Source organism: Pseudonocardia kujensis (genome assembly GCF_021283305.1).
GTDB classification, from domain to species: domain Bacteria; phylum Actinomycetota; class Actinomycetes; order Mycobacteriales; family Pseudonocardiaceae; genus Pseudonocardia; species Pseudonocardia kujensis.
The window spans coordinates 19,426-40,899 of the sequence record NZ_JAJSOK010000059.1 but is presented as its reverse complement, the minus strand read 5'-3'; the positions used below and the strand labels follow the sequence as shown (position 1 = coordinate 40,899).

General features: G+C 73.9%; 23 protein-coding genes. 8 read left to right on the top strand and 15 right to left on the bottom strand.

What is annotated here, in order from left to right; translation table 11 throughout:
- Positions 1-237: 237 nt before the first annotated feature.
- From LWC35_RS29835 to LWC35_RS29825, 3 genes are read right to left on the bottom strand one after another with little or no spacing between them, the layout of a single operon-like run.
- Entirely contained in the window at positions 238-663 is a 426-nt protein-coding gene (locus LWC35_RS29835; protein WP_232873615.1) for an MmcQ/YjbR family DNA-binding protein, read from the bottom strand.
- 14 nt (positions 664-677) lie between these two features.
- Positions 678-1,097 carry a VOC family protein gene (locus LWC35_RS29830; protein WP_232873614.1) on the bottom strand — a complete coding sequence of 140 codons (420 nt, stop codon included), beginning with the start codon at positions 1,095-1,097 and terminating at the stop codon, positions 678-680.
- Positions 1,094-1,303 (bottom strand): DUF4177 domain-containing protein, encoded by a 210-nt coding sequence (locus LWC35_RS29825; RefSeq protein ID WP_232873613.1) that lies wholly within the window; start codon positions 1,301-1,303, stop codon positions 1,094-1,096. Before LWC35_RS29825 ends, LWC35_RS29830 begins: the two co-directional genes overlap by 4 nt.
- A 119-nt stretch (positions 1,304-1,422) precedes the next feature.
- On the opposite strand from LWC35_RS29825, the gene LWC35_RS29820 reads away from it, so the two are divergent.
- The 4 genes from LWC35_RS29820 (at position 1,423) to lipP1 (ending at position 5,481) form a co-directional block, all read left to right on the top strand.
- Positions 1,423-2,376 (top strand): helix-turn-helix domain-containing protein, encoded by a 954-nt coding sequence (locus LWC35_RS29820; RefSeq protein ID WP_232873612.1) that lies wholly within the window; start codon positions 1,423-1,425, stop codon positions 2,374-2,376.
- 116 nt (positions 2,377-2,492) lie between these two features.
- Positions 2,493-3,731, top strand: a complete 1,239-nt coding sequence (locus tag LWC35_RS29815; protein WP_232873611.1) for an LLM class flavin-dependent oxidoreductase — start codon at positions 2,493-2,495, stop codon at positions 3,729-3,731.
- Positions 3,728-4,549: an alpha/beta fold hydrolase gene (locus LWC35_RS29810; protein WP_232873610.1), complete on the top strand. Its 822-nt coding sequence runs from the start codon at positions 3,728-3,730 to the stop codon at positions 4,547-4,549. The genes LWC35_RS29815 and LWC35_RS29810 overlap by 4 nt, the downstream gene beginning before the upstream one ends.
- A gap of 2 nt (positions 4,550-4,551) precedes the next feature.
- Positions 4,552-5,481 (top strand): LipP1 family hormone-sensitive lipase, encoded by a 930-nt coding sequence (gene lipP1 / locus LWC35_RS29805; RefSeq protein ID WP_232873609.1) that lies wholly within the window; start codon positions 4,552-4,554, stop codon positions 5,479-5,481.
- Between the two features lie 21 nt (positions 5,482-5,502).
- On the opposite strand, the gene LWC35_RS29800 is transcribed toward lipP1, so the two are convergent.
- Entirely contained in the window at positions 5,503-6,303 is an 801-nt protein-coding gene (locus LWC35_RS29800) for a helix-turn-helix domain-containing protein (RefSeq protein WP_232873608.1), read from the bottom strand.
- An 89-nt stretch (positions 6,304-6,392) separates the two neighbouring features.
- Between LWC35_RS29800 and LWC35_RS29795 the strand changes: the two genes are divergently transcribed.
- The 3 genes from LWC35_RS29795 (at position 6,393) to LWC35_RS29785 (ending at position 9,160) form a co-directional block, all read left to right on the top strand.
- Entirely contained in the window at positions 6,393-6,785 is a 393-nt protein-coding gene (locus tag LWC35_RS29795; RefSeq protein ID WP_232873607.1) for a PaaI family thioesterase, read from the top strand.
- Positions 6,786-6,886: 101 nt separating this feature from the next.
- Positions 6,887-7,747 carry an LLM class F420-dependent oxidoreductase gene (locus LWC35_RS29790; RefSeq protein WP_232873606.1) on the top strand — a complete coding sequence of 287 codons (861 nt, stop codon included), beginning with the start codon at positions 6,887-6,889 and terminating at the stop codon, positions 7,745-7,747.
- 39 nt (positions 7,748-7,786) lie between these two features.
- Positions 7,787-9,160 (top strand): phenylacetate--CoA ligase family protein, encoded by a 1,374-nt coding sequence (locus LWC35_RS29785; RefSeq protein ID WP_232873605.1) that lies wholly within the window; start codon positions 7,787-7,789, stop codon positions 9,158-9,160.
- Positions 9,161-9,267: 107 nt separating this feature from the next.
- On the opposite strand, the gene LWC35_RS29780 is transcribed toward LWC35_RS29785, so the two are convergent.
- The 3 genes from LWC35_RS29780 to LWC35_RS29770 all read right to left on the bottom strand — a co-directional run bounded on the left by LWC35_RS29780 (position 9,268) and on the right by LWC35_RS29770 (position 11,909).
- The gene (locus tag LWC35_RS29780) at positions 9,268-10,356 is read right to left on the bottom strand and encodes an LLM class flavin-dependent oxidoreductase (RefSeq protein ID WP_232873604.1); all 1,089 of its coding nucleotides are present in this window, start codon (positions 10,354-10,356) and stop codon (positions 9,268-9,270) included.
- Between the two features lie 70 nt (positions 10,357-10,426).
- On the bottom strand, positions 10,427-11,587 hold the full coding sequence (locus LWC35_RS29775; protein ID WP_232873603.1) for a coiled-coil domain-containing protein: 1,161 nt from the start codon (positions 11,585-11,587) through the stop codon (positions 10,427-10,429).
- 106 nt (positions 11,588-11,693) lie between these two features.
- Positions 11,694-11,909: a hypothetical protein gene (locus LWC35_RS29770; RefSeq protein WP_232873602.1), complete on the bottom strand. Its 216-nt coding sequence runs from the start codon at positions 11,907-11,909 to the stop codon at positions 11,694-11,696.
- A gap of 223 nt (positions 11,910-12,132) precedes the next feature.
- Between LWC35_RS29770 and LWC35_RS29765 the strand changes: the two genes are divergently transcribed.
- Entirely contained in the window at positions 12,133-14,016 is a 1,884-nt protein-coding gene (locus LWC35_RS29765) for an FAD/NAD(P)-binding protein (RefSeq protein WP_232873601.1), read from the top strand.
- A gap of 53 nt (positions 14,017-14,069) precedes the next feature.
- Here LWC35_RS29765 and LWC35_RS29760 read toward each other — a convergent pair whose 3' ends face one another.
- The 8 genes from LWC35_RS29760 to LWC35_RS29730 all read right to left on the bottom strand — a co-directional run bounded on the left by LWC35_RS29760 (position 14,070) and on the right by LWC35_RS29730 (position 21,226).
- Positions 14,070-15,041 carry a sulfite exporter TauE/SafE family protein gene (locus tag LWC35_RS29760; RefSeq protein ID WP_232873600.1) on the bottom strand — a complete coding sequence of 324 codons (972 nt, stop codon included), beginning with the start codon at positions 15,039-15,041 and terminating at the stop codon, positions 14,070-14,072.
- A gap of 90 nt (positions 15,042-15,131) precedes the next feature.
- Entirely contained in the window at positions 15,132-15,257 is a 126-nt protein-coding gene (locus LWC35_RS39700; RefSeq protein WP_269805042.1) for a hypothetical protein, read from the bottom strand.
- 285 nt (positions 15,258-15,542) lie between these two features.
- Complete coding sequence (locus LWC35_RS29755; protein WP_232873599.1) at positions 15,543-16,235, bottom strand: sirohydrochlorin chelatase; 693 nt, start codon at positions 16,233-16,235, stop codon at positions 15,543-15,545.
- Between the two features lie 213 nt (positions 16,236-16,448).
- Positions 16,449-17,765 (bottom strand): sulfate adenylyltransferase subunit 1, encoded by a 1,317-nt coding sequence (locus tag LWC35_RS29750; RefSeq protein WP_232873598.1) that lies wholly within the window; start codon positions 17,763-17,765, stop codon positions 16,449-16,451.
- A 2-nt stretch (positions 17,766-17,767) separates the two neighbouring features.
- Entirely contained in the window at positions 17,768-18,679 is a 912-nt protein-coding gene (gene cysD / locus LWC35_RS29745) for a sulfate adenylyltransferase subunit CysD (protein WP_232873597.1), read from the bottom strand.
- On the bottom strand, positions 18,676-19,380 hold the full coding sequence (locus tag LWC35_RS29740) for a phosphoadenylyl-sulfate reductase (protein ID WP_232873596.1): 705 nt from the start codon (positions 19,378-19,380) through the stop codon (positions 18,676-18,678). The genes cysD and LWC35_RS29740 overlap by 4 nt, the downstream gene beginning before the upstream one ends.
- Positions 19,377-19,547, bottom strand: coding sequence for an Insertion element protein (locus LWC35_RS29735; protein ID WP_232873595.1), 171 nt, complete (start codon positions 19,545-19,547; stop codon positions 19,377-19,379). The genes LWC35_RS29740 and LWC35_RS29735 overlap by 4 nt, the downstream gene beginning before the upstream one ends.
- Positions 19,544-21,226, bottom strand: coding sequence for a nitrite/sulfite reductase (locus LWC35_RS29730; protein ID WP_232873594.1), 1,683 nt, complete (start codon positions 21,224-21,226; stop codon positions 19,544-19,546). Before LWC35_RS29730 ends, LWC35_RS29735 begins: the two co-directional genes overlap by 4 nt.
- Positions 21,227-21,474: the final 248 nt, after the last annotated feature.

Here is a 21,474-nt window from a genome sequence, read left to right as displayed (position 1 = left end):
CAGCCGCTCCGGGACGACGATCGTGTCCGCGTGCCGCACCGTCCGCGTCGGCAGCGGGGTGGCGAGCTCGTCGGCGATCCGGCGGTGCTCGGCGGGCAGCCGCTCCTGCGTGGTGAAGCCGCGGACCTCGGCGGCCGACGGGCCCGGTCCGGCGTGCGGAGGTCCTCGGTTCCGATCCACGGTTCGGCGTCCCCCATGCACGGAAAGTACGCGCGAGCATGCGGCGGGTGTCCCCGCTCAGGCGTCGGCGGTGCCGTGCGCCGCGAGCCAGTCCCGCGCCCGTTTCGGCGAGGCGCGGGCCAGCCAGGCGTCCTGTACCACCTCGGCGAGCTCGTCGCGGCCGATCTCGGACAAGCGGGAGGCCCGGATCAGGACCGAAGGATGGCCGTCGAAGTGCGGCGTGGTGAAGAAGGGGGAGTCGGGGTCCTGCACGAGGGCGGTCTTGTCCTCGTCGCCGCCGACCCAGAACACGATGACGTCGGCGTAGCGCTCGCCGGTGTCCGGGTCGACGGCGTCGGGCCGAGGAGTGCGGAAGAAGACGAACGACTTCCCGCCCACCTGGTACACCGCGTTGCCGCGGGTGCCGTCGATGCGCGTGACGTGCGGCATCCGGGCGGCGAGCTCGTGCACGTCCTCGACCCGTGCCGGCCGGTCGTCGACCACGGCCGACGATGCTGTCAGACCGCGAACAGCTGGTCCAGGTCGGCGAACGCCTTGAACTCCAGGGCGTTGCCGGCCGGGTCGAGGAAGAACATCGTGTGCTGCTCGCCCGGCTCGCCGGCGAACCGGACGTACGGCTCGATCACGAACGCGACGCCCGCGGCCCGCACCCGTTCGGCCAGGGCGGTGAACTCACCGACCGGCAGGACCACGCCGAAGTGCGGCACCGGGACCTCGTGCCCGTCGACCGGGTTGCGCCCGGCGACCCCGCGGTGCCCCGGGACCAGGTGCGTGACGACCTGGTGGCCGTGCACGTCCCAGTCCGTCCAGGCCTCGGCGGACCGGCCGCGCGGGAAGCCGAGGATCTCGCCGTAGAAGCGGCGGGCGGCGTCGATGTCGTCGACCGGGATCGCCAGGTGGAACGGTGGGCGCGTCATGCCACCGGCCGCTCGAACGTGACCAGCAGGCCCTCGACGCCGCCGGGGCCGATCCGCCCCTTCACGTCCGCGCTGGTGATGGTCCTGAGCTGCCAGCCGTCGCCGGCCTCGCCGTTGAGGACCTTCTCGAGCTTGTCCGCGGACAGCTTGCCGCCGATCAGGCCCTCGCGGAGTTGGATCACCTTGTACTCGAAACGCCGTGCCATACGACCGAGCATGCCAGCGACGACCGTGCGGCCGGAGGATTCCCGAACACCTCGACCGGCAGCCATGATGGAGCCGACGCCTGCCGACGCCGAGGTCGGCCCGGCGGAGGGAGGCGCCCGTGACCGCCGTGTGCACCGGCCCGCAGGAGTACTCGCTCGCGGGGGTGGCCGAGGGGGACCGCGAGGAGCTCTGGGAGCAGGTGGTCTCGGAGTCGCACGCGCCCATGCGACTGCGGTTCGCCGCCGGACGGCCGGGGCGGCCCTTCCACGGCGTCGTGCGGCGCCGGCCGATCGGCGACCTCGAGCTGGTCGACTGCGAGTCCGATCCGTGCGACGGCGTGCGGTCGCGCTCCCGCATCGGCAGTGCCGACGACGACCTGATCGGCGTGCTCGTCACGCGGTCGGGCGGCGAGCTGATGCTGCAGGGCGAGCACGGGCGCCGGCTGCGCCCGGGGGACCTGCTGGTGTGGGAGGGGCGTCTGCCCGCCCGCTTCTCCGTCCGGGGCCGGTTCGCGAAACGCACGCTCATCACCCGGCGCTCCGCGCTCGACGAGGTCCTGGGCCGCGGCTGGTCGGTCGGGGGCCGGCCGCTCGACGGCCGGGAGCCGGCCGCGCGCCTGTTCGTGTCCTACCTCGACCTGCTGGCCGGGACGGGGGAGCTGCCGCCCGCGGCCGTCGCGGCGGCCCGCAACGCCACGCTGGAGCTGGTCGCGGGCCTGGTCCGGGCCACCGAGGAGGCCCCGCCGCACGGGCGCGGGCTGCGTGCGGCGATGGAGGGGTGGATCGACCGCCACCTCGGCGAGGAGATCACGCCGGCGGCGATCGCGGCCGCGCACGGGGTGTCGGTCCGCACGGTGTACCGGGCCTTCGAGGACGCCGGCGACACGGTGGGGGCCCACGTCCGCGGCCGGCGCCTGCTGCGGGCCCGGGCAGAGCTGGCCGCCGGCTCGGTGCCGGTCGCGGTGATCGCCCGGAACTGGGGTTTCAGCGACTCCAGCCACTTCTCCCGGGCCTTCCGGGCGCGGTTCGGCACGTCGCCGAGCGCCTACCGGGCCGCCCTGCGGCCCCGGTAGCCACCGGCCCCGCTGGCAGGGATCGGCCGGTTTCCGGCAGGCACGTGCATGACTCGCCGGGCCCGCGCTCCGCAGGATCGAGGTGACGCGGATCACCCCGACGAAGTGGAGAGCCGATGCGGTCGATCTTCTTCCACCTGATGCCCTACCGGGACCTCCCGGCCGACTTCGAGCAGCGCTACGAGAGCATCTGGATCACCCCGCCGAACACCGAGCTGTGCGACCCGCGGAAGGTCGCGCAGTACTACCAGTGGAACCTCGACGAGCTGGAGCTGGCGGACCGGCTCGGCTTCGACGGGGTCGGCGTCAACGAGCACCACCAGAACGGTTACGGCTTCATGGCCTCGCCGAACCTCATGGCCGCGGCGCTCGCCCGACGCACCCCCAACAACTCCGCGATCATGGTGCTGGGCAACACGCTCGCCCTGTACTCGCCCGCCACCCGCGTGGCGGAGGAGTTCGCGATGCTCGACGTCCTGTCCAACGGCCGGCTGGCCGCGGGCTTCCCCGTCGGGACCTCGATGGACGTCAACTTCTGCTACGGCATCCCGCCGACCCAGACCCGCCCGCGGTTCCGCGAGGCCGAGGACCTGATCACCCAGGCCTGGACGAAGCCGGGCCCCTTCACCTTCAACGGCCGCTACAACCAGCTCCGCTACGTCAACCCGTGGCCGCAGCCGCTGCAGAAGCCGCACCCGCCCGTCTGGCTCGCCGGCGGGGGCTCGGTGGAGACCTGGGAGCTCGCGGCGGCGAAGAACTACACGTACAGCTACCTGTCCTTCTTCGGCGCCAAGTTCGGCAAGAAGCTCATGGACGGCTTCTGGGCGAAGATGGACGAGCTCGGCGTCGACCGCAACCCGTTCCGCGCCGGGTTCGCGCAGCAGATCTGCGTGTCCGAGACGGACGAACGGGCGGAGCAGGAGTACCTCGAGCACGTCACGTACTTCTTCAACAAGTGCCTGCACATCCCGCCGTACTTCTTCGAGGCGCCGGGGTACCGCACGCGCAAGTCCACCGAGTTCGCGATCAAGACCAACCAGCCCGGTGCGATCGCCGCCGCCGCGGCACTGGAGAAGAACTGGAAGACCCTCAACGAGGAGGGCTTCATCATCGCCGGCAGCCCGTCGACCGTCGCGGACCGGCTGATCGAGGTCGCGAAGACCCTGCGGGTGGGCAACCTGCACGCCCTGCTGCAGATCGGCTCCATGCCCCACGAGCTGACGAAGAAGAACATCACGCTGTTCGCCGAGGAGGTCATGCCCCGGATCCGGCACATCTGGGACGCGGAGGGCTGGACCCACGAGTGGTGGCCGTCCGGGGCGGCCAGCCGAGCGGTGACGGGAGCGCAGGCATGAGCGAGCTCGCGAGCGAAGCATCGTTGCAGACCACGACCGAATCCCCGGTCGACGAGCGGATCGTCCAGGTCGGACCCGTCGCCGCGCGCGTGCTGGTCGCCGGGACCGGTGAGCCCCTGTTGTTCCTGCACGGCGCGGGCGGCCTGTGGTGGGACCCGTTCCTCGAGGAGCTGGCCCGCCACCACACCGTGTACGCGGTGGAGCACCCCGGCGCGAACGTCTCCGAGGACCTCGAGCACCTGCCCGGCCTCTGGGAGCTCGTCCTGTTCTACGACGAGCTGCTCGACGCCCTCGGGCTCGACTCCGTCCGCGTCGTCGGGCACTCGTTCGGCGGGATGGTCGCCGCCGAGCTGGCCGCCAACTCGCCGCGCCGGGTGTCCCGGCTGGTCCTGCTGTGCCCCATCGGGTTCTGGCGCGAGGACCACCCCGTCCCGGACATCGCGGGCATTCCGCCCGAGACGCTGCCGGGCCTGGTGCTCGCCGACCCGGAGGGCCCCCTCGCGGCCGCGCTCACGCCACCGGCCGACGACCCGCAGGCGCTCTTCGAGGCGGCCATGCGGATGGCCAGCATCCTGCACTTCATCTGGCCGCTGCCGGAGAAGGGCCTGTCCCGGCGCATCCACCGGGTGAGCGCGCCGACCCTGCTCGTGTGGGGGGAGCAGGACCGGCTCGTCGACCCCGCGTACGCCGAGGAGTTCACCTCGCGGCTGCGCGACTCGCGCCTGGCCCTGGTGCCCGGCGCCGGGCACCTCCCGCAGCTCGAGCAGACCGGTGCCGTCGTGGCGCAGGTGCTCCCGTTCCTGGAAGGACGATCCTGACGATGCCGCTCGACCCGCAGATCGAGGCCCTGCTCGCGCAGATGGCCGAGCAGGGCGCGAAGGCGCCGGAGAGCATGACCGTCGCCGAGAGCCGGGCGATGATCGCGGACCTGGCCGGCCTGGCCGGGCCGCCCGTCGAGCTCGCGCGCGTCGAGGACACCGCCGCGCCGGGGCCCGACGGCGGCATCCCGGTCCGGATCTACGTGCCGCCGGGCGACGGGCCGCTGCCCGTGCTCGTCTACTACCACGGCGGCGGCTGGGTGATCGGCGACCTGGAGAGCCACGACGCCGTCTGCCGGGCGCTGGCGGCCCGCGCGGGCTGCCTCGTCGCGGCGGTGGACTACCGGCTCGCGCCCGAGCACCGCTTCCCGGCCGCGGTCGACGACGCCTACGCCGCCCTCGTCTGGGCCGCCGAGAAGATCGGCGACCACGGCGGCGACCCGGCCCGGCTGGCCGTCGGCGGGGACAGCGCGGGCGGCAACCTCTCGGCCGTGGTGGCGCAGCTGGCGAAGCAGCAGGGCGGGCCGCGCATCGCCTTCCAGCTGCTGATCTACCCGGCGACCGACCGCTTCGACGACAGCCCGTCGATGCGGGAGAACGCGCTCGGCCCGCTGCTGTCCCGGGCGTGGATCGAGTGGTTCCTCGGCTGCTACCTGAACAGCCCCGACGACGGCCTCGACCCGCGCGTCTCGCCCGCCCGGGCGGACGACCTGTCCGGGTTGCCGCCGGCGCTGGTGATCACGGCCGAGTTCGACCCGCTGCGCGACCAGGGCGCCGCCTACGTCGGGAAGCTTCGGGAGGCCGGCGTCGACGCGCAGCTGCTGCCGGTCGACGGCATGATCCACGGCTTCTTCCAGATGGCCGGGGTGATCGACAAGGCCCGGGAGACGCTCGACAAGGCGGGCGACGCCCTGCGCGCCGCCCTGGCCTGAGCGACGCCGCCGCGCCCCCACCTAGCCGAAGCGCCTGCGCAGGTAGTCGGCGGTGGGGGCGTCGGCGGGGAAGAAGGACTCGACCGCCACCTCCTCCAGCGTGATGTCCAGCGGCGCGCCCAGCACCGAGACCGTCGAGAAGAAGGTGAGCAGGCCGTCGGGGTGGCGCAGCCGCAGCGGCAGCACGACCCGGTTGCGCGGATGGGCGTCGGGGTCGAGGCCGAGGGTGCGGCAGTGCCCGACGAGCTCGTCGAGCAGGGCGCCGAGCGCGGGATCGGCCGAGCGGTCGGCCTGCCGGCCCAGCCGCGACACGAGGTGGGCGGCGTACTCGTCGAGGCCCTCGACGTACCGGGCGAGCCCGCGCGGGTGCAGCGCGAGCCGCAACACGTTGGCCGGCGGCTCGAGCAGCCCCGGGTCCACCAGCTCGACGAACACCGTGACCGCCCGGTTGGCGTCGATCATGTCCCACTGCCCGTCGACCAGGACCGCGGGGAAGGGGTCGTGCGCCGCCAGCAGCCGGTTGAGCGAGCCGTGCACCTCCGCCATCTCCGACGAGTGCAGCGAGTGCTGCGAGTACGCGGGCGCGAACCCGGCGGCCACCAGCAGCTCGTTGCGGGCGCGCAGCGGCAGGTCCAGCTCCTCGGACAGGTGCAGCACCATCTCGCGGCTCGGCCGCGACCGCCCCGTCTCGAGGAACGACAGGTGCCGGGCCGACACCTCCGCCTTGTTCCCGAGGTCGAGCTGCGTGAGCCGGCGACGCTGCCGCCACTCGCGCAGCAGCCCCCCGAAGGCCGTCTCGACCGGGACCGTCACCGCTGTCATGACCCGAACGATACGAAGCCGATCGACGCGGGGCGATGACCTCCGGGGTAATGGCGCGTCCGCACGCCCGCGCGCGAGAGTCTCCGGTCATGGACTTGACCGAACAGATGTACGCCGCCATGCCCTTCACGAAGGTCCTGGGCGCGACAGCGGTCGCCGCCGACCGCGACGAGGTCCGGCTGCGGCTGGAGTGGACCCCCGAGCGCTGCACCAGCGGCGGGCTGCTGCACGGCGGCGCCACCCTCGCGCTCGCCGACGCCGCCGGCGGCTGGGCCGGGTTCCTCAACCTGCCGGACGGGTCCACGGGGACGGCGACCACCTCGTCGTCGACCCATTTCCTCCGGCCGGTGACCGGCGGCGCGGTCGAGGCCTCCGCCCGGGTGCTGCACGCGGGACGCACCGCGATCGTGGTGGTGGTCGACGTGACCGACGACCGCGGCCGGCTCACCGCGCGGGTGACCCAGTCACAGGCGGTGTCGTAGGCGCTCAGGGTGGTACCGACGGGACCAGGCTCGCGTCGGGCGCGCCGCGCCGGACGGGGCTAGCGTCGTAACCGGAGGACCATCCACTACGAGGAGAGCGCGTGAAACTCGGCCTGCACATCGCGGACTTCACCTACCCGAGCGGCCCGCAGGGCCTCGCCGACGACCTCACCCGGATCGCCGTCACGGCCGAGGAGGCCGGGATCGCGCGGGTCAGCGTGATGGACCACGTCTGGCAGATCCGGCCCGTGGGGCCGATCGAGAACGACATGCTGGAGGCGTACACGACGCTGGGCTACCTGGCCGCGCGCACCGAGCGCGTCGAGCTGCTGGCCTGGGTCACCGCGGTCAGCTACCGCGACCCGGGGCTGCTCGCGAAGCTCGTCACCACCCTCGACGTGCTGTCGAAGGGGCGGGCGTGGCTCGGCATCGGCGCGGCCTGGAACGACGAGGAGGCCAAGGGCCTCGGGCTGTTCTTCCCGCCGACCGCGGAGCGGTTCGAGCGGCTGGAGGAGACGCTGCGCATCTGCCTGCAGATGTGGAGCGACGACGAGGGCCCGTTCGAGGGCAGGCACTACCGGCTCGAGCGGACGATGAACGTGCCGCAGTCGCTGACCCGCCCGCACCCGCCGATCCTCATCGGCGGCGGCGGCGAGAAGAAGACGTTGCGGCTGGTCGCGCAGTACGCGAACGCCTGCAACCTGTTCGCCGGCCCCGAGCTGCCGCACAAGCTCGACGTGCTGCGGCAGCGGTGCGACGAGGTCGGCCGCGACTACGACGAGATCGAGAAGACCGTCATGGGCCCGCTCGACCCGAGCGACCCGCCCGCGCTCGTCGAGCGGCTGAAGGAGCTCGCCGCGCTGGGCGTGCAGGAGTACCACGGCATGGTGCCGGGGGTCTCCGAGCTGGAGCCGCTGCGCGTGCTGGGCAAGGAGGTCGTGCCGGCGGTCGCCGACCTCTGACCCCTATCCGGACGGGCCGCCCGGCCCCACACTGGCCGGATGCCGGACGAGGACCGCACGGCCTACGAGCGGCTCCGCGCCGCGCATCTGAGCGCGGTGCGGGCCGCGCTCGACGACCACGTGGCGCGGCTCGACCGGCCGCGCCACGTGATCGAGCGGCACCGCACCGAGCGGCTCCGCGCGCTGCTCGGATGGGCGCGCGAGCGCTCGCCCTTCCACGCCGCCCGGATGGGCGGGGTCGACCCGGCCACCGCGACCGTCGAGGACCTCGCCCTGCTGCCCGTGATGACCAAGCGGGAGGCACAGGAGGAGTGGGACGCGATCGTCACCGCCCCCGGCCTCGACCGCGCCGCGGCGGAGCGGGTGCTCGCCGAGCAGCGCTGGTTCTCGTACACCGCGCAGGGGCAGCAGGTGTTCAGCTCCGGCGGGTCGAGCGGTGTGCGCGGCGTGTACGTCTGGGACTGGGAGCAGTACGTCACGCTGGCCTGCCTGGCGTGGCGCTGGCAGGTCCGCGCCGACCGCGCCACCGGGGTCGAGGGGCCGGCGCGGCTGGCGGTGCTGTCCGCGGGCGGACCACCGCACGCCAGCACGCCGTTGTTCGACGTCGCCACCGACCCGTCGACCGAGACCGCCGTGATCCCGGCCGCGGCGCCGTTCGACGACGTCGTCAAGGCCGTGTCCGACGCCCGCCCGACCGCGCTGGTCGGCTACGCCTCGGTGATCGGCCGGCTCGCCAGGACCGCGCTCGCCGGCGGGCTCGACGTGCGGCCGCTGCGGGTGAGCACCAACTCCGAGCCGCTGACGGAGGAGGACCGGGCCGCGATCGGCGCCGCCTGGGGCGCCCCGGTCCACGACCTCTGGGGCTCGACGGAGATCGGGGTCCAGGCCGTCGGGTGCGGGGTCGGCGACGGCCTGCACGTCTCGGCGGACGAGGTGATCCTCGAGCGGGTCGACGCCGAGGGGCGGCCGGTCGGCCCCGACGAGCCGGGCGCCCGCACCCTCGCGACCGGGCTCGCCGGCCGCACCTTCCCCTTCGTCCGCTACGACCTGGGCGACGAGGTCACGCTGCTGCCCGGGACCTGTCCCTGCGGCAGCACGATGCCGCGGGTCGCCGCCGTGGCCGGGCGCCGCGACGACGACTTCCGCTACGGCGGGCTCCTCGTCCCGGCCAGCGCGTTCCGCCACGTGCTGGGCACCGACCCGCGGATCTCGGAGTACCAGGTGCACCAGACGACCGACGGCGCCGACGTGCTGGTGGTCGGGTCGCCGGAGGTGCCGGCGATGACGGCCGCGCTGGTGGACGGGCTGCGTCCCTTCGGCCTGCCCGACGCCGCGGTCACCGTCCGGGTCGTCGACCGGATCCCGCGCCACGAGGCGACGGGCAAGCTCTCCCGCTTCGTCCCGCTGCGGTAGCGCAGTACGGATCCATGACGCGATTGTTCCTGCCCTCCGGCCGCGTTATGGAACCATAACGCGAGATTATCCGGCGTTTCAGCGCGTTGTGGTTCCACAGTGCGAACTCAGGCGGCGTCGCGGCGCGCGACCTCCTGGCGGACGAGCGGGATGACCTCGCGGCCGAACTCCTTCGCGTCCTCCAGCAGGTCGTAGCCGCGGGCGGAGAGGATCCGGACGCCGAGGTCGTAGTAGTCCATCAGCGCCGCCGCGACGGTCTCCGGCGTACCCACCAACGCGGTCGAGTTGCCCGCGCCACCGGTCGCCGCGGCGGTCACGGTCCACAGCGCGCGGTCGTGCCGTTCGCCCTCCGCGGCGCTGGCGAGCAGCCGCTGCGAGCCGGCGTTCTCCGGGTCGGTGAGCCTGTGCCGGCGGGTGAGCTGCCGCCCGCCCGCCGTGCGCTCGCGGATCCGGGCGACGGTCGCGTACGCCTTCTCCCAGGCCTCCTCCTCGGTGCGGCCGAGGATGGGGCGGAACGCCACCTGGAAGGCCGGCGCCGGGCGTCCGGCCTCCTTCGCGAGCTGGGTGATGGTCGCGATCTGCTCGGCGGTGCCGGCGAGCGGTTCGCCCCAGAGCGCGTAGATGTCGGCCTCCTCGGCGCCCACCCGGTAGGCCGCGGGGGAGGAACCGCCGAAGGAGATGCGGGGGCGGGGCTTCTGGACGGGCTCGACGTCGAGCACGAAGTCGGCGAAGTCGTAGTGCTCGCCGTGGAAGTCCCACGGCTCCTTCTCGGTCCACGCCCGTTTGAGGATCTGGATCGCCTCGCGCGTGCGGTCGTAGCGGCGGTCCTTCGGCAGGGTGTCGCCCTCGCGCCGCTGCTCGTGGTCGTTGCCGCCGGTGATCACGTGCAGGGTGAGCCGGCCGCCGGACATCGCGTCGAGGGTCGCGACGGTCTTCGCGGTGAACGTCGGCGAGGAGACGTTGGGCCGGTGCGCGAGCAGCAGCTGCAGCCGCTCGGTGTGGTCGGCGATGTAGGCGGCGGCCTGCGCGGGGTCCGGGCTGCCCGACGAGTACGCCGTGAGGACGCGGTCCCAGCCGCTCTCCTCGTGGGCCCGGGCCAGGGCGAGGGTGAACGCGGGATCGAAGGCGGGGCCGGAGCGCGGACGGGTCTCGGTGCCGTCGTTGGTCGCTCCGATGCCGAGGAACTCCACGGGCATGGCGTGCTCCTTCGCGGGCGGGAGTCGGCTCTCCCCCCGCACAAGGCCGTCGTGCCCCGGCCTGTTCCCCTCAGGTGCCCTCGGCGAGCCGGCGGGCCCGGCCCCGGAGCTCGGCGACGGAGACCAGGTCGTTGTCCACCGCCCGGATCGCCCGGTTCGCGTCGCGCAGCTCGTCGACGCTGCGCCGCACGCCCTCGAGCCGGGCCGTCGTGGCCTTCTCGCGGGCGGTGACCGCGGCTCCGGCGGCGCGGCGCAGCGTGGTCTGGGCGGTCCGGAAGGCGTCCCGCAGCTGCTTGACCAGCACGATCTGGAACTCCTCGACCACGGCGCGGGTCCCCGCGCGGGCCGCCTGGCGGCGGCGGTCGAGAGAACGCTTGCGCTCCGCGGCCACCGCCGAGCCACCGAGCGTGAGCGCGGCCGTCACGGCGCCGGTGACGAGGATCCAGAGCGGCATCGCGACGTGGAAGACCCGGGTGAGGACGAGCGACATCATGATCCCGCCGTAGGACGGCATGACGACCCTGGCCATCCGGGCGCCCACGGGCATGGTGCCGCGGTCGGACTCGGCCGGCGGCGGGGCGAGTCCGTCGACGAGCGCCGCCGGGGCGGTCATCGGCAGCGCGGGCACCTCCAGCGGGGTGCCGAGTTCGAGGTGCCGGTCGAGCCGCGCGGTGAGCGCGGCGACGGTGTCGCGGGCCTGTCCGCGCGCGCGGTCGGCCTCGGCGACCAGGCGCTCGCGGAGCTGCGCGTCGAGGCGGGTGCGGTCCTTGCGCGGGTCGGCGCCGGCGAGGGCGGCGTCGCACTCGGCCAGCACGCCGCGGGTGGCGGTGCGGACCGCGAACTCGGCGTCGGAGACGAGGGTGGCGAAGCCGTCGGCGAGGAGCTGGGGCCACTCCCGGGCCAGGCCGCGCTCGTGCTCGGACTGTGCGCGGGTGCTGGCCAGCTCGGCGCGCAGCCGGTTGGCGCGGGTCGGGTCGGTGAGCGCGGCGCGGCGGAAGCGCAGGTCGGCGCCCAGGGAGGCGAGGGCGCGGTCGGTCTCCTCGGCTGCGGCGCGGACCGCGGCGGCCTCCTGGTCGGTGTTGCGGGACAGCCGCAGGGTCTCGCGGGCGCGGTGCAGGCGGCGGGTCAGGTCCGCGCGGTCGTTGGCCTCCGCGCCGGCCAGGGTCTCGTCGAGGAGCTCGGCCGCCTCGGTGGCGGTGCTGCGGGCGGGGGCGGTGATCGTCTCGGTCATCTCCGGCTCCTCGGGGTGGTCGACGGGCAGGGGGTCCGACACGACGGCGGGCAGGGGTCGTGCGGACGGCTCCGGGCGGCCCGCGGGGGGGGGCGGCCGGGTCGGGTCATGCTGCGGAGTAGTCGTCGTGCTCGCCGTCGTCACCGTCGTCGTCGGAGACGTCGTCGACATCGGCGTCGTCCTCGTCCGAGAAGCTCGCGGTCTCGTCGAAGTCGTCCTCGCCGCCGTCCTCGTCCTGGCCGTCGAACTCCTCCTCGTCCCAGGTCTGCTCGGAGTAGTCCTCGGAGTAGTCCTCGCTGTAGCTGCTCTCCCACGCACCCATGCTGTGCTCCTCGGGTCGGTGGAGGCCCCGTCCGGGTCCTCCGGTGCCGAGAACTGTGCCGATCCGGGAGGCTCGGGACGAGCGAGTCAACCCCCGCGAACGGGTCGCCGGCCCCCGTTCCCGGTGTGGGGTGGACCCCACCCCGTGCCTGGGGAGGGGTCCCGGGAATACCGGCGGCGGGTGCGGGCGCTGCACCCTGCGAAGGTCGACCGCCGGGAGGACGATGAGCACCGCCATCGCGATCGTCGGGGCCGGTCCGCGCGGCGTCGGGATCCTGGAGCGGATCTCCGCCAGTGCGCCCGAGCTGTTCCGCGACGCCCTGGACGTCCATCTCGTCGACCCGTACCCCGCCGGGGCCGGGCGGATCTGGCGCGACGCGCAGTCGCCGTTGCTGGCCATGAACTCGATGGCCGCCGACGTCACGATGTACACGGACGACTCGGTCGTCTGCGACGGCCCCGTCGTCCCCGGGCCGTCGTTCTGGGAGTGGGCGCAGACCCTCACCGCGGCGGACCTCGCGGACTGGCCCCCGGAGCTGGCGGCCGAGCTGCGCGCCGTCACCGCCTCGACGTTCCCGAGCCGCCGGCTGCAGAGCCGCTACCTGGCTTCGGTGCTGCGGGCGGTCGTCGCCGACCTGCCCGAGAACGTCCGGGTGCACGTCCACCCCGCCCGGGCCACGGGGCTGACCGAACGGTCCGGCCGGCAGGTGCTCGCGGTGGAGGGGGAGCCGGCGCTGACCGTCGACGCCGTCGTGCTGGCCTCCGGGCACCTCGACGCCACGCCTGCGCCGGACGAACTGGCCCTGCTCGACGCCGCCACCGCCCGCGGGCTGCGGTACCTCCCGCCGGAGCAGACCACGGACTCGGACCTCTCGGTCGTCGAGCCGGGGGAGACCGTCGTCGTCCGCGGGCTGGGGCTGGCGTTCGTCGACCTGGTGGTGCTGTTGTTCGAGGGGCGCGGCGGCCGCTTCGAGGAGGGCCCCGGCGGGCTGACCTACGTGCCGTCGGGCCGCGAGCCGCGGCTGGTCGCCGGGTCGCCGCGCGGGGCGCCCTACCACTCCAAGACGCACTACCAGTTGCGCGCGGGGCGCCCGCCGGTGCCGCGGTTCCTCACCGCCGACGAGGTCGACGCGCTGCCCCGGCCGGTCGAGCTGCGTCGCGACCTCTGGCCGCTGATGGCCAAGGAGATCGCCTTCGGCTGGTACCACGAGCTGTTCGGAGGCCACCCTGACCTGGTGGCGCTGCCGTGGGAGGAGTTCGAGCCGCGCTACGCCGCCCTCGCATGGGACTCCCCGGAGATGGCCGAGCTGCTGGAGTCGGCCGTTCCCGACCCGATCGACCGGATCGACTTCGCCGCGCTGGACCGGCCCTTGGACGGGCTCGCCGCGGGATCGCTGGAGGAGCTGCAGCCGCTCGTCCGGGCCCGGATCGCCGAGGACCTGCGCCAGCACACCGACGAGCGGCACACCCCGCACCTCGGGGCGTTCACCGCGATGCTCGCCGTCTACGGGGAGATCACCCGGGTGCAGGGCGCCGGGCTGCTGTCCGCCGCCTCGCGGGCCCGCGACGTCCCGTGGTGGCAGAGCTTCTTCAACTCGGTCGCGAGCGGACCGCCCGGGTTCCGGGTGCGCCAGCTGCTGGCGCTCTCCGAGGCCGGGTACGTGCAGTTCCTGGGCCCGGGCATGTGGGTCGACCTCGACGACGACGGCTTCCGCGCCGGCAGCACCACGCTCGCCGGGGCCCCGCCGGTCCGGTCGACGATCCTGATCGACGCCCGGCTGCCCGACCCCAGCGTCGAGCGGACCGCCGACCCGCTGCTGGCCGGCCTGCGCGCGACCGGCGAGGTGTCCGAGGAGATCCTGCGGGACGCGTCGGGCGCGGTCCTGCGGCACACCGGGCTGGTCCGGGTGCGCCCGGCCGACGGGGCGCTGGTCGACGCCGCCGGCCACGTCCACGAGCAGCGGTTCGCGGTCGGGCCGCACACCACGGTGAAGGTCGCGGGCGCCTTCACCCGGCCCGGGATGAACGCGCAGAGCCTGCGCTACAACGACGCCGTCGCCCGGGCCGTCCTGCTGTCCCTGCCGGGCGCGCGCAGCGCCGCGGCCTGAGAACCCAGACCGGCCCTCCCGCTCGCGCGGAAGGGCCGGTCCTCGTCCCGGGGTCAGTCCTCGTCGGGGAGGGGCCGCGGGGTCGCGTCGGACGGGAGGCGCTCGGTCGAGCCACCGGCCGTCGCGCCCGCGAGCTCGCGGGGGGCCGGCCGGACCTCGGCGGCGCGGGTCCGGCGCAGCCGGCGCACGGCGACGGCGACCGCGGCGACCCACGCCGCGACGATCAGCGTGGAGACGCCGGCGAACAGGGCCCCGGAGACGTCGAGCGCGTTCAGGATCGTGCGGGCGTTGGTGAACACGATGATGCCGCCGACCGCGGTGCCCAGCACCGGAGCGGGGATCTTCGTGACCAGCCAGGCCGCGATCGGCGCCGCGACCAGGCCGCCGAGCAGCAGGCCGCCGATCGTCCACGGGTCGAGGACCGCGCTGCCCAGGCCGAGCAGGAAGCCGATGCTGGCGAACAGCGCGACCAGGAACTCCGAGGTGTCGACGGAGCCGATCACGGTGCGCGGGGCGGTCTTGCCGGCGGTCAGCAGCGCGGGCGTCGCCACCGGGCCCCACCCGCCGCCACCGGTGGCGTCGACGAACCCGGCGACCAGGCCCAGGGGCGAGAGGAACTTCGAGCGGTGCGGCGAGCGGCGGGCCGTCGCCTCGCGGGGCGGGCGGACCGAGAAGCGCAGCAGGATGTAGACGCCCAGCGCCAGCAGGATCCCGGCCATGATCGGGGCGGCGTTCTCCGTCGACAGCGCGGAGAGCACGGTGGCGCCGAGGAACGCGCCGATCGCGCCCGGGACGCCGAGGCGGAGCACGAGCTTCCAGTCGACGTTGCCGAAGCGCCAGTGCGAGGCGCCGGCGGCGAGGGTGGTGCCGACCTCGGCGAGGTGCACGGAGGCGCTGGCGGCCGCCGGGTTCACGCCGGCGATCAGCAGCAGCGACGAGGACGTGACGCCGTAGGCCATGCCGAGGGCGCCGTCGACGAGCTGGGCGCCGAGGCCGACCAGGGCGAAGACGATCAGGGTGCGCATTGCGGGGGTTCTCTCGCGGTGGTGGGCCCGCGCGGGCACGGCGAGCGGGCCGGGGCGCGGTGCGGTCGAGCAGGGAAGGCGACGACGAGGTCAGCGACAGAGCTCGTCGAAGGCGTGGCCGCGGCGCGACGGCCAGAACAGCTCCAGGTCCGAGACCCGGAGGGGCCGCACGGCGAAGGCGCCCGGGGTGAGCGGGCGCAGGTCGTCGGCGGGCATGACCCCATCGTGCGATCGCGGGCGGGAGGCCTCAACCAGGCGTCCGTGATGCGGGAGCGGGCTCAAATGTCCGGACGAACGCGCAGGTGAGGCGGGTCGCCGTGCTGACGTGCGAAGATACGGGGTGCTCGGGGGCGAGGCGGTGATCGTTCCCGTCCACCGGCGTGGCGGGCCTCTCAGCCCCGTCTGCGGGCCCTGTGTGCCCGGGTCCCCGGGAACGAGGAGGAATGACCGGACAGTGAGGGCCGTGCCCGGCTGCGCGGGTTCTCTCGAGCGCGCGGCGGCTCAGGCCGCGGCGGGGAGCAGGGCGGCCGCGGTGCGGTAGCGGGCCAGGACGATGTCGGCGACCGCGGGGTGCGCGCCCAGGGCCTCGGCGACGGGCGCACCGTCGGCCTGCACACACACGCGGTCGAGCAGGCGGCCGGGGGCGAGGAACCAGGAGGCCACCGCGACCCGTCGGGCGCCGTGTTCCCGCAGCTCCGCGACCGCGTCGGCCACCCCGGGGGAGGCGGTGGCGAAGGCCGCGACGGTCCGCGGCCAGCGCTCCGCCAGCCGGTGGACCACCGCGTTGGCGGCCCCGTGCGAGGAGCCCGTCCCGGCGAGCACGATCCCCAGACCGGGGTCGCCGGGTGCGAGCCCGAGCGCGCCGAGCCGCTCGGCGGCGACGTCGAGCAGGGCGGGGTCGGGGCCGAGGACGTCGGCGACCCGGACGTCGGGTGCTCCGGACTCCGCCACGACGGCGGGGATGTCGACCCGCGCGTGGTACGCCGAGCCGAGCAGCAGCGGCACCACGACGGCGGGGCCGTCCAGGTCGGCGAGCACGTCGCCGAACCCGGGCTCGTCGAAGTCGAGGAAGGCGGGCAGGACGTCGAGCCCCGGCGCCCGCGAGCGCACGACGTCGACGAGATCCCGGACGGTCGCCGAGGACCGTGGGTCGCGGCTGCCGTGCGCGACGGCGACGAGGGTGGGAGAGGTCATCGACGATCAGTTCCGATCATGCCGCGCATCCCGTCCCGCGAGTCCGGCCGCGACTCGCGGTGCCGGAGCTCGCGACTCGCGGTGCCGGAAGTCGCGACTCGCGGTGCCGGAGCTCGCGACTCGCGGTGCGGGAAGTCGCGACTCGCGGTGCCGGAGCTCGCGACTCGCGCTGCCGGAGCTCGCGACTCGCGGGAAGGGGGGTGCGGCTCGTGGTCACTCGGCGGGGCTCAGCGCCAGCGGGGTGCCGACGAGGCCGGCGGCGAGCGTGTTGCCCGACGGCGGGTCGATCAGCAGGAAGCTGCCGGTGGCGCGGATGTCGGCGTACTCGTCGACGGGCAGCGGGTCCGCCGTCCGCAGGGTGGCGCGGCCGATGTCGTTGAGCCCCAGCGTCCCCTCGGCCTCGATGTCGGTCAGCGTGTCCGTGTCGATCTTCGACTCGGGCGCGCCCACGATCACCTGCGTGGTGCGGGTGCCGTGCTTGAGCAGCAGCCGGGCGTTGGCGCGCAACGGCTTGTCGCTCAACCAGCACAGCGTGGCGTCGATCTCCGAGGTCACGACGGGCTGGGCCTCGGCCGCGACGAGCAGGTCCCCGCGGGCGATGTCGATGTCGTCGGCGAGCCGGATCGTGACCGACCGGCCGGCGGTGCCCTCCGCGAGCGGCCCGTCGGCGGTCTCGACGTGCGTCACGGTCGTCTCGCGGCCCTCGGGGAGGACCACCACCCGGTCACCGGGCACGACCGCGCCCGCCGCGATCTGGCCGGCGTAACCCCGGTAGTCGTGCAGCGCCCCCCAGCGCGAAGCCTCCGCGGAGCGCGCATCGGCACTGTCCCGCGGACGGATCACGTACTGCACGGGCATGCGGAACGGCTTCGCCACCTCCGGCCCGACGACCGGGACGGTCTCGAGGTGCCCGAGCAGGGTCGGCCCGCCGTACCAGGGAGTGTGCGCGGAGCGCTCGACCACGTTGTCCCCGACGAGCGCGGAGACGGGGATGGTCTGCACGGCGTCGTCGGCGAACCCGAGCGAGCGCGCCAGCCCGGTGAACTCCTTCTCGATCGCGCGCAGCGTCTCCTCGTCGTACCCGACCAGGTCGATCTTGTTGATCGCGAGGACGAGCCGCGGGACGCGCAGCATCGCGAGCACGGCGGCGTGCCGGCGGGTCTGCTCGACGATCCCGTTGCGGGCGTCGACGAGCAGCACCGCGAGCTCCGCGGTGGAGGCACCGGTGACGGTGTTGCGCGTGTACTGGACGTGCCCCGGGGTGTCCGCGAGCACGAACTCACGGGTCGGCGTGCCGAAGTACCGGTAGGCGACGTCGATCGTGATGCCCTGCTCGCGCTCGGCGCGCAGGCCGTCGACCAGCAGCGACAGGTCCGGAGTGCTGAGTCCCTTGTCGACGGACGCGCGCTGCACGGCCTCGATCTGGTCCGCGAGCACGGACTTGGTGTCGTAGAGCAGCCGGCCGACCAGGGTGGACTTGCCGTCGTCGACCGAGCCCGCCGTCGCGAAGCGCAGCAGATCCTTAGCCATGATCAGAAGTACCCCTCGCGCTTGCGGTCCTCCATGGCGGCCTCGGAGAGGCGGTCGTCGGCGCGGGTGGCGCCGCGCTCGGTCAGCCGGGAGGCGGTGACCTCGGCGATGATGTCGTCGAGGGAGGTCGCGGTGGACTCGACGGCGCCGGTGCAGGACCCGTCGCCGACCGTCCGGTAGCGCACGGACTTCTTCTCGAGGGTCTCGGCGCCGCGCGGGCCGCCCCACGGCCCCTCGGTCAGCCACATGCCGTCGCGCCGGAACACCTCGCGCTCGTGCGCGTAGTAGATGCTCGGCAGCTCGATCTGCTCGCGCTGGATGTAGCGCCAGACGTCGAGCTCGGTCCAGTTCGAGATCGGGAACACGCGGACGTGCTCGCCGGGGGCGTGCCGTCCGTTGTAGAGGTTCCACAGCTCGGGGCGCTGCTTGCGCGGGTCCCAGCGGCCGAACGCGTCCCGGAGCGACATGATCCGCTCCTTGGCGCGCGCCCGCTCCTCGTCCCGGCGCCCGCCGCCGAACACGGCGTCGAACCGGTGCTCGACGATCGCGTCGAGCAGGGGCTGGGTCTGCAGCGGGTTGCGGGTGCCGTCCGCGCGCTCGACCAGGCGGCCGTCGTCGATGTAGTCCTGGACCTTCGCGACCTCGAGCCGCAGGCCCAGGCGCTCGACGATCGAGTCCCGGAAGTCGATGACCTCGTCGAAGTTGTGCCCGGTGTCCACGTGCAGCAGCGGGAACGGCACCGGCGCCGGCGCGAACGCCTTGACCGCGAGGTGTACCAGCAGCGTCGAGTCCTTGCCGCCGGAGAAGAGGATCACGGGGCGGTCGAACTCGCCCGCGACCTCGCGGAAGATGTGGATGGACTCGGACTCGAGCGCGTCGAGCGCGTCCAGAGTCGCGCGTTCGATCGTCGTCATGAGACGTGCAACCCGCATTCGATCTTCGACGTGCCCGCCCAGCGGCCGCTGCGCGGGTCCGCCCCGGGGAGGGGCTTGGCGGTGCAGGGGGCGCACCCGATGCTCGGGTACCCGGCGTCGACCAGCGGGTTCACGAGGATCCCGTGCCCGGCGACGTACTCCTGCATCTGGTCGTCGCTCCACGCCGCGATCGGGTTGATCTTGACCAGCCCGAACTTCTCGTCGTAGGTGACCAGGGGGGTGTTCGCCCGCGTGGGGGCCTCGACGCGGCGGACGCCGGTGACCCAGGCGTCGTACTTCGCGAGGGTGTCCTGCAGCGGGGCGACCTTCCGCAGCGCGCAACACCGGTTCGGGTCGCGCGCCCAGAGGTCCTTGCCCTCGGCGACGTCCTGCTCGGCGACGGACTGCGCGGCCTGCGCGTTGACCATCCGCACGTCGTAGACCTGCTCGACGGCGTCCCGCGTGCCGATCGTCTCGGCGAAGTGGTAGCCGGTCTCCAGGAAGAGGATCTCCACCCCGGGCCGAGCCTTCGCGGCCAGGTCGACCAGCACGGCGTCCTGCATGTTCGACGCGACGATCAGGCGGTCGCCGAAGGTCTCCGCGGCCCAGGCGAGCACCTGCTCGGCGGTGGCGTCGGGTCCCAGCTGCGCCGCGCCCTGCTCGGCGAGGGCACGCAGGTCGGTCTCGGTCGCAACACTCATGAGTCTGCTCCTTCGGGAATCCCGATGCCGACGAACGTCACGACGAAGGTGCGCAGGCAGGAGGCGCACCACCAGGCGGCACCGGGCACCGTCTCCGAACGCTCGGCGGGGGAGAGATCTTCCTCGCCGCAGTAGGGGCAGTGGTACGGGACGACGCGCGAGGTCACTTGAGGTCCGCCTCGTCCGCCCGCAGCACCCACTGCGCGAAGCGCTCGCCCTGCTCGCGCTGCGCGACGTACTTCCGCACCACGCGCTCGACGTACTGGCCGAGCTCCTTGCTCGTGACCTTGAGCCCGCGCAGCTTGCGGCCGAAGCCCGCGTCGAGCCCCAGTCCGCCACCCAGGTGCACCTGGAAGCCCTCGACCTGGTTGCCCTCGGCGTCGCGCACGATCATGCCCTTGAGGCCGATGTCGGCGACCTGGGTGCGGGCACAGGCGTTCGGGCAGCCGTTGAGGTGGATCGAGACCGGGGTGTCGATGTCGCCCTGGATGTCCGCGAGGCGCTCCTCCAGGTCCGTGACCAGGCGGATCGCCCGCTCCTTGGTCTCGACGATCGCGAGCTTGCAGAACTCGATCCCGGTGCAGGCCATGGTCGCGCGCCGCCACGGCGAGGGGTTCGCCTGCAGGCCCAGGCTCTCGGCCTCGGCGACCAGGGCGTCGACGGCGGCGTCGGGCACGTCGAGCACCACGACCTTCTGCTGCGGGGTCAGCCGGACCCGCCGCGACCCCGCCGACTCGGCGGCCTTGGCCAGCGCGACCAGGGTGTCCCCGGAGACCCGGCCGGACGCCGGGGCGAGGCCGACGTAGTTGGCGCCGTCCTTCTGCTTGTGCACGCCCACGTGGTCGATCGGGCGCTCCGGGATCGCCGGGGCGGGCCCGTCGACCAGCTTCCGGCCCAGGTACTCCTCCTCGAGCACGCGCCGGAACTCCTCCGCGCCCCAGTCGGAGATCAGGAACTTGAGGCGGGCGCGGTTGCGCAGCCGCCGGTAGCCGTAGTCGCGGAACACCGACACGACCCCGGCCCAGACCTCCGGGATCTCGTCGAGGGGGACCCACGCGCCCAGCCGCTGCGCGATCTTGGGGTTGGTGGACAGGCCGCCGCCGACCCAGAGGTCGAAGCCGGGCCCGTGCTCGGGGTGCTCGACGCCGACGAACGAGATGTCGTTGACCTCGTGCGCGGTGTCCTGCTGCCACGAGATCGCCGTCTTGAACTTGCGGGGCAGGTTCGAGAACTCCTTGGACCCGATGTAGCGGTCCAGGATCGTGCGGATCGCGGGATCCGGGTCGACCGGGTCCGTGGCGGCGATCCCCGCGACGGGCGAGCCGAGGATCACGCGCGGGGTGTCGCCGCACGCCTCCGTGGTCAGCAGGCCGACGCCCTCGACCTTCTCCCAGATCGCCGGCATGTCCTCGACCTGGATCCAGTGGTACTGGATGTTCTGGCGGTCGGTGATGTCGGCGGTGTTGCGCGCGTACTGCTGGCTGACCTCACCCAGGACCCGCAGCTGCTCGGTGGTGAGGGCGCCGCCGTCGCACCGGATCCGCAGCATGAAATAGCGGTCGTCGAGCTCCTCGGGCTCCAGGGCGGCCGTGCGGCCGCCCTCGATCCCCGGCTTGCGCTGGGTGTAGAGGCCCCACCAGCGGAAACGGCCCCGCAGGTCGGCGGGGTCGATCGAGTCGAAGCCGCGCTTGGCGTAGATGGTCTCGATCCGGGTGCGGACGTTGAGCCCGTCGTCGTCGCGCTTGCTGCGCTCGTTCGGGTTCAGCGGCTCGCGGTGGCCGAGCTTCCACTGGCCTTCGCCACGCTTGCGCTTCTGGGCGGGCGCGGCAGGGGTGTCCGTGGGCATGGTGGTGGGAGCTCCTGGGCTCGGGAGTGACGGCGGCGGGGCATGCCGGAACGTTCGGAAGGTCCGGCGCGGACCGGGGCCTGGTCTGACGGGTCGAGGGCGCGGGGCGGCGCTACCGTCGACAGAGCGCGCTGTTCACCCGGTGCAGGTCCACGTGGCGTCGTGCCACGAGGCGCAGAGTCAGCGCAGTCACGTCCGACAGGGTGCCACGTTGTCCGGACCGGTGGCCACCGTGCGCCCGGATGCTG

Coding starts and splice junctions, on each gene's coding strand:
- LWC35_RS29830 (WP_232873614.1), bottom strand. CDS start 1,097: ATGACGCGCCCACCGTTCCACCTGGCGATCCCGGTCGACGACATCGAC.
- LWC35_RS29825 (WP_232873613.1), bottom strand. CDS start 1,303: ATGGCACGGCGTTTCGAGTACAAGGTGATCCAACTCCGCGAGGGCCTG.
- LWC35_RS29815 (WP_232873611.1), top strand. CDS start 2,493: ATGCGGTCGATCTTCTTCCACCTGATGCCCTACCGGGACCTCCCGGCC.
- LWC35_RS29810 (WP_232873610.1), top strand. CDS start 3,728: ATGAGCGAGCTCGCGAGCGAAGCATCGTTGCAGACCACGACCGAATCC.
- lipP1 (WP_232873609.1), top strand. CDS start 4,552: ATGCCGCTCGACCCGCAGATCGAGGCCCTGCTCGCGCAGATGGCCGAG.
- LWC35_RS29800 (WP_232873608.1), bottom strand. CDS start 6,303: ATGACAGCGGTGACGGTCCCGGTCGAGACGGCCTTCGGGGGGCTGCTG.
- LWC35_RS29795 (WP_232873607.1), top strand. CDS start 6,393: ATGGACTTGACCGAACAGATGTACGCCGCCATGCCCTTCACGAAGGTC.
- LWC35_RS29785 (WP_232873605.1), top strand. CDS start 7,787: ATGCCGGACGAGGACCGCACGGCCTACGAGCGGCTCCGCGCCGCGCAT.
- LWC35_RS29780 (WP_232873604.1), bottom strand. CDS start 10,356: ATGCCCGTGGAGTTCCTCGGCATCGGAGCGACCAACGACGGCACCGAG.
- LWC35_RS29775 (WP_232873603.1), bottom strand. CDS start 11,587: ATGACCGAGACGATCACCGCCCCCGCCCGCAGCACCGCCACCGAGGCG.
- LWC35_RS29770 (WP_232873602.1), bottom strand. CDS start 11,909: ATGGGTGCGTGGGAGAGCAGCTACAGCGAGGACTACTCCGAGGACTAC.
- LWC35_RS29765 (WP_232873601.1), top strand. CDS start 12,133: ATGAGCACCGCCATCGCGATCGTCGGGGCCGGTCCGCGCGGCGTCGGG.
- LWC35_RS29760 (WP_232873600.1), bottom strand. CDS start 15,041: ATGCGCACCCTGATCGTCTTCGCCCTGGTCGGCCTCGGCGCCCAGCTC.
- LWC35_RS39700 (WP_269805042.1), bottom strand. CDS start 15,257: ATGCCCGCCGACGACCTGCGCCCGCTCACCCCGGGCGCCTTCGCCGTG.
- LWC35_RS29755 (WP_232873599.1), bottom strand. CDS start 16,235: ATGACCTCTCCCACCCTCGTCGCCGTCGCGCACGGCAGCCGCGACCCA.
- LWC35_RS29750 (WP_232873598.1), bottom strand. CDS start 17,765: ATGGCTAAGGATCTGCTGCGCTTCGCGACGGCGGGCTCGGTCGACGAC.
- cysD (WP_232873597.1), bottom strand. CDS start 18,679: ATGACGACGATCGAACGCGCGACTCTGGACGCGCTCGACGCGCTCGAG.
- LWC35_RS29740 (WP_232873596.1), bottom strand. CDS start 19,380: ATGAGTGTTGCGACCGAGACCGACCTGCGTGCCCTCGCCGAGCAGGGC.
- LWC35_RS29730 (WP_232873594.1), bottom strand. CDS start 21,226: ATGCCCACGGACACCCCTGCCGCGCCCGCCCAGAAGCGCAAGCGTGGC.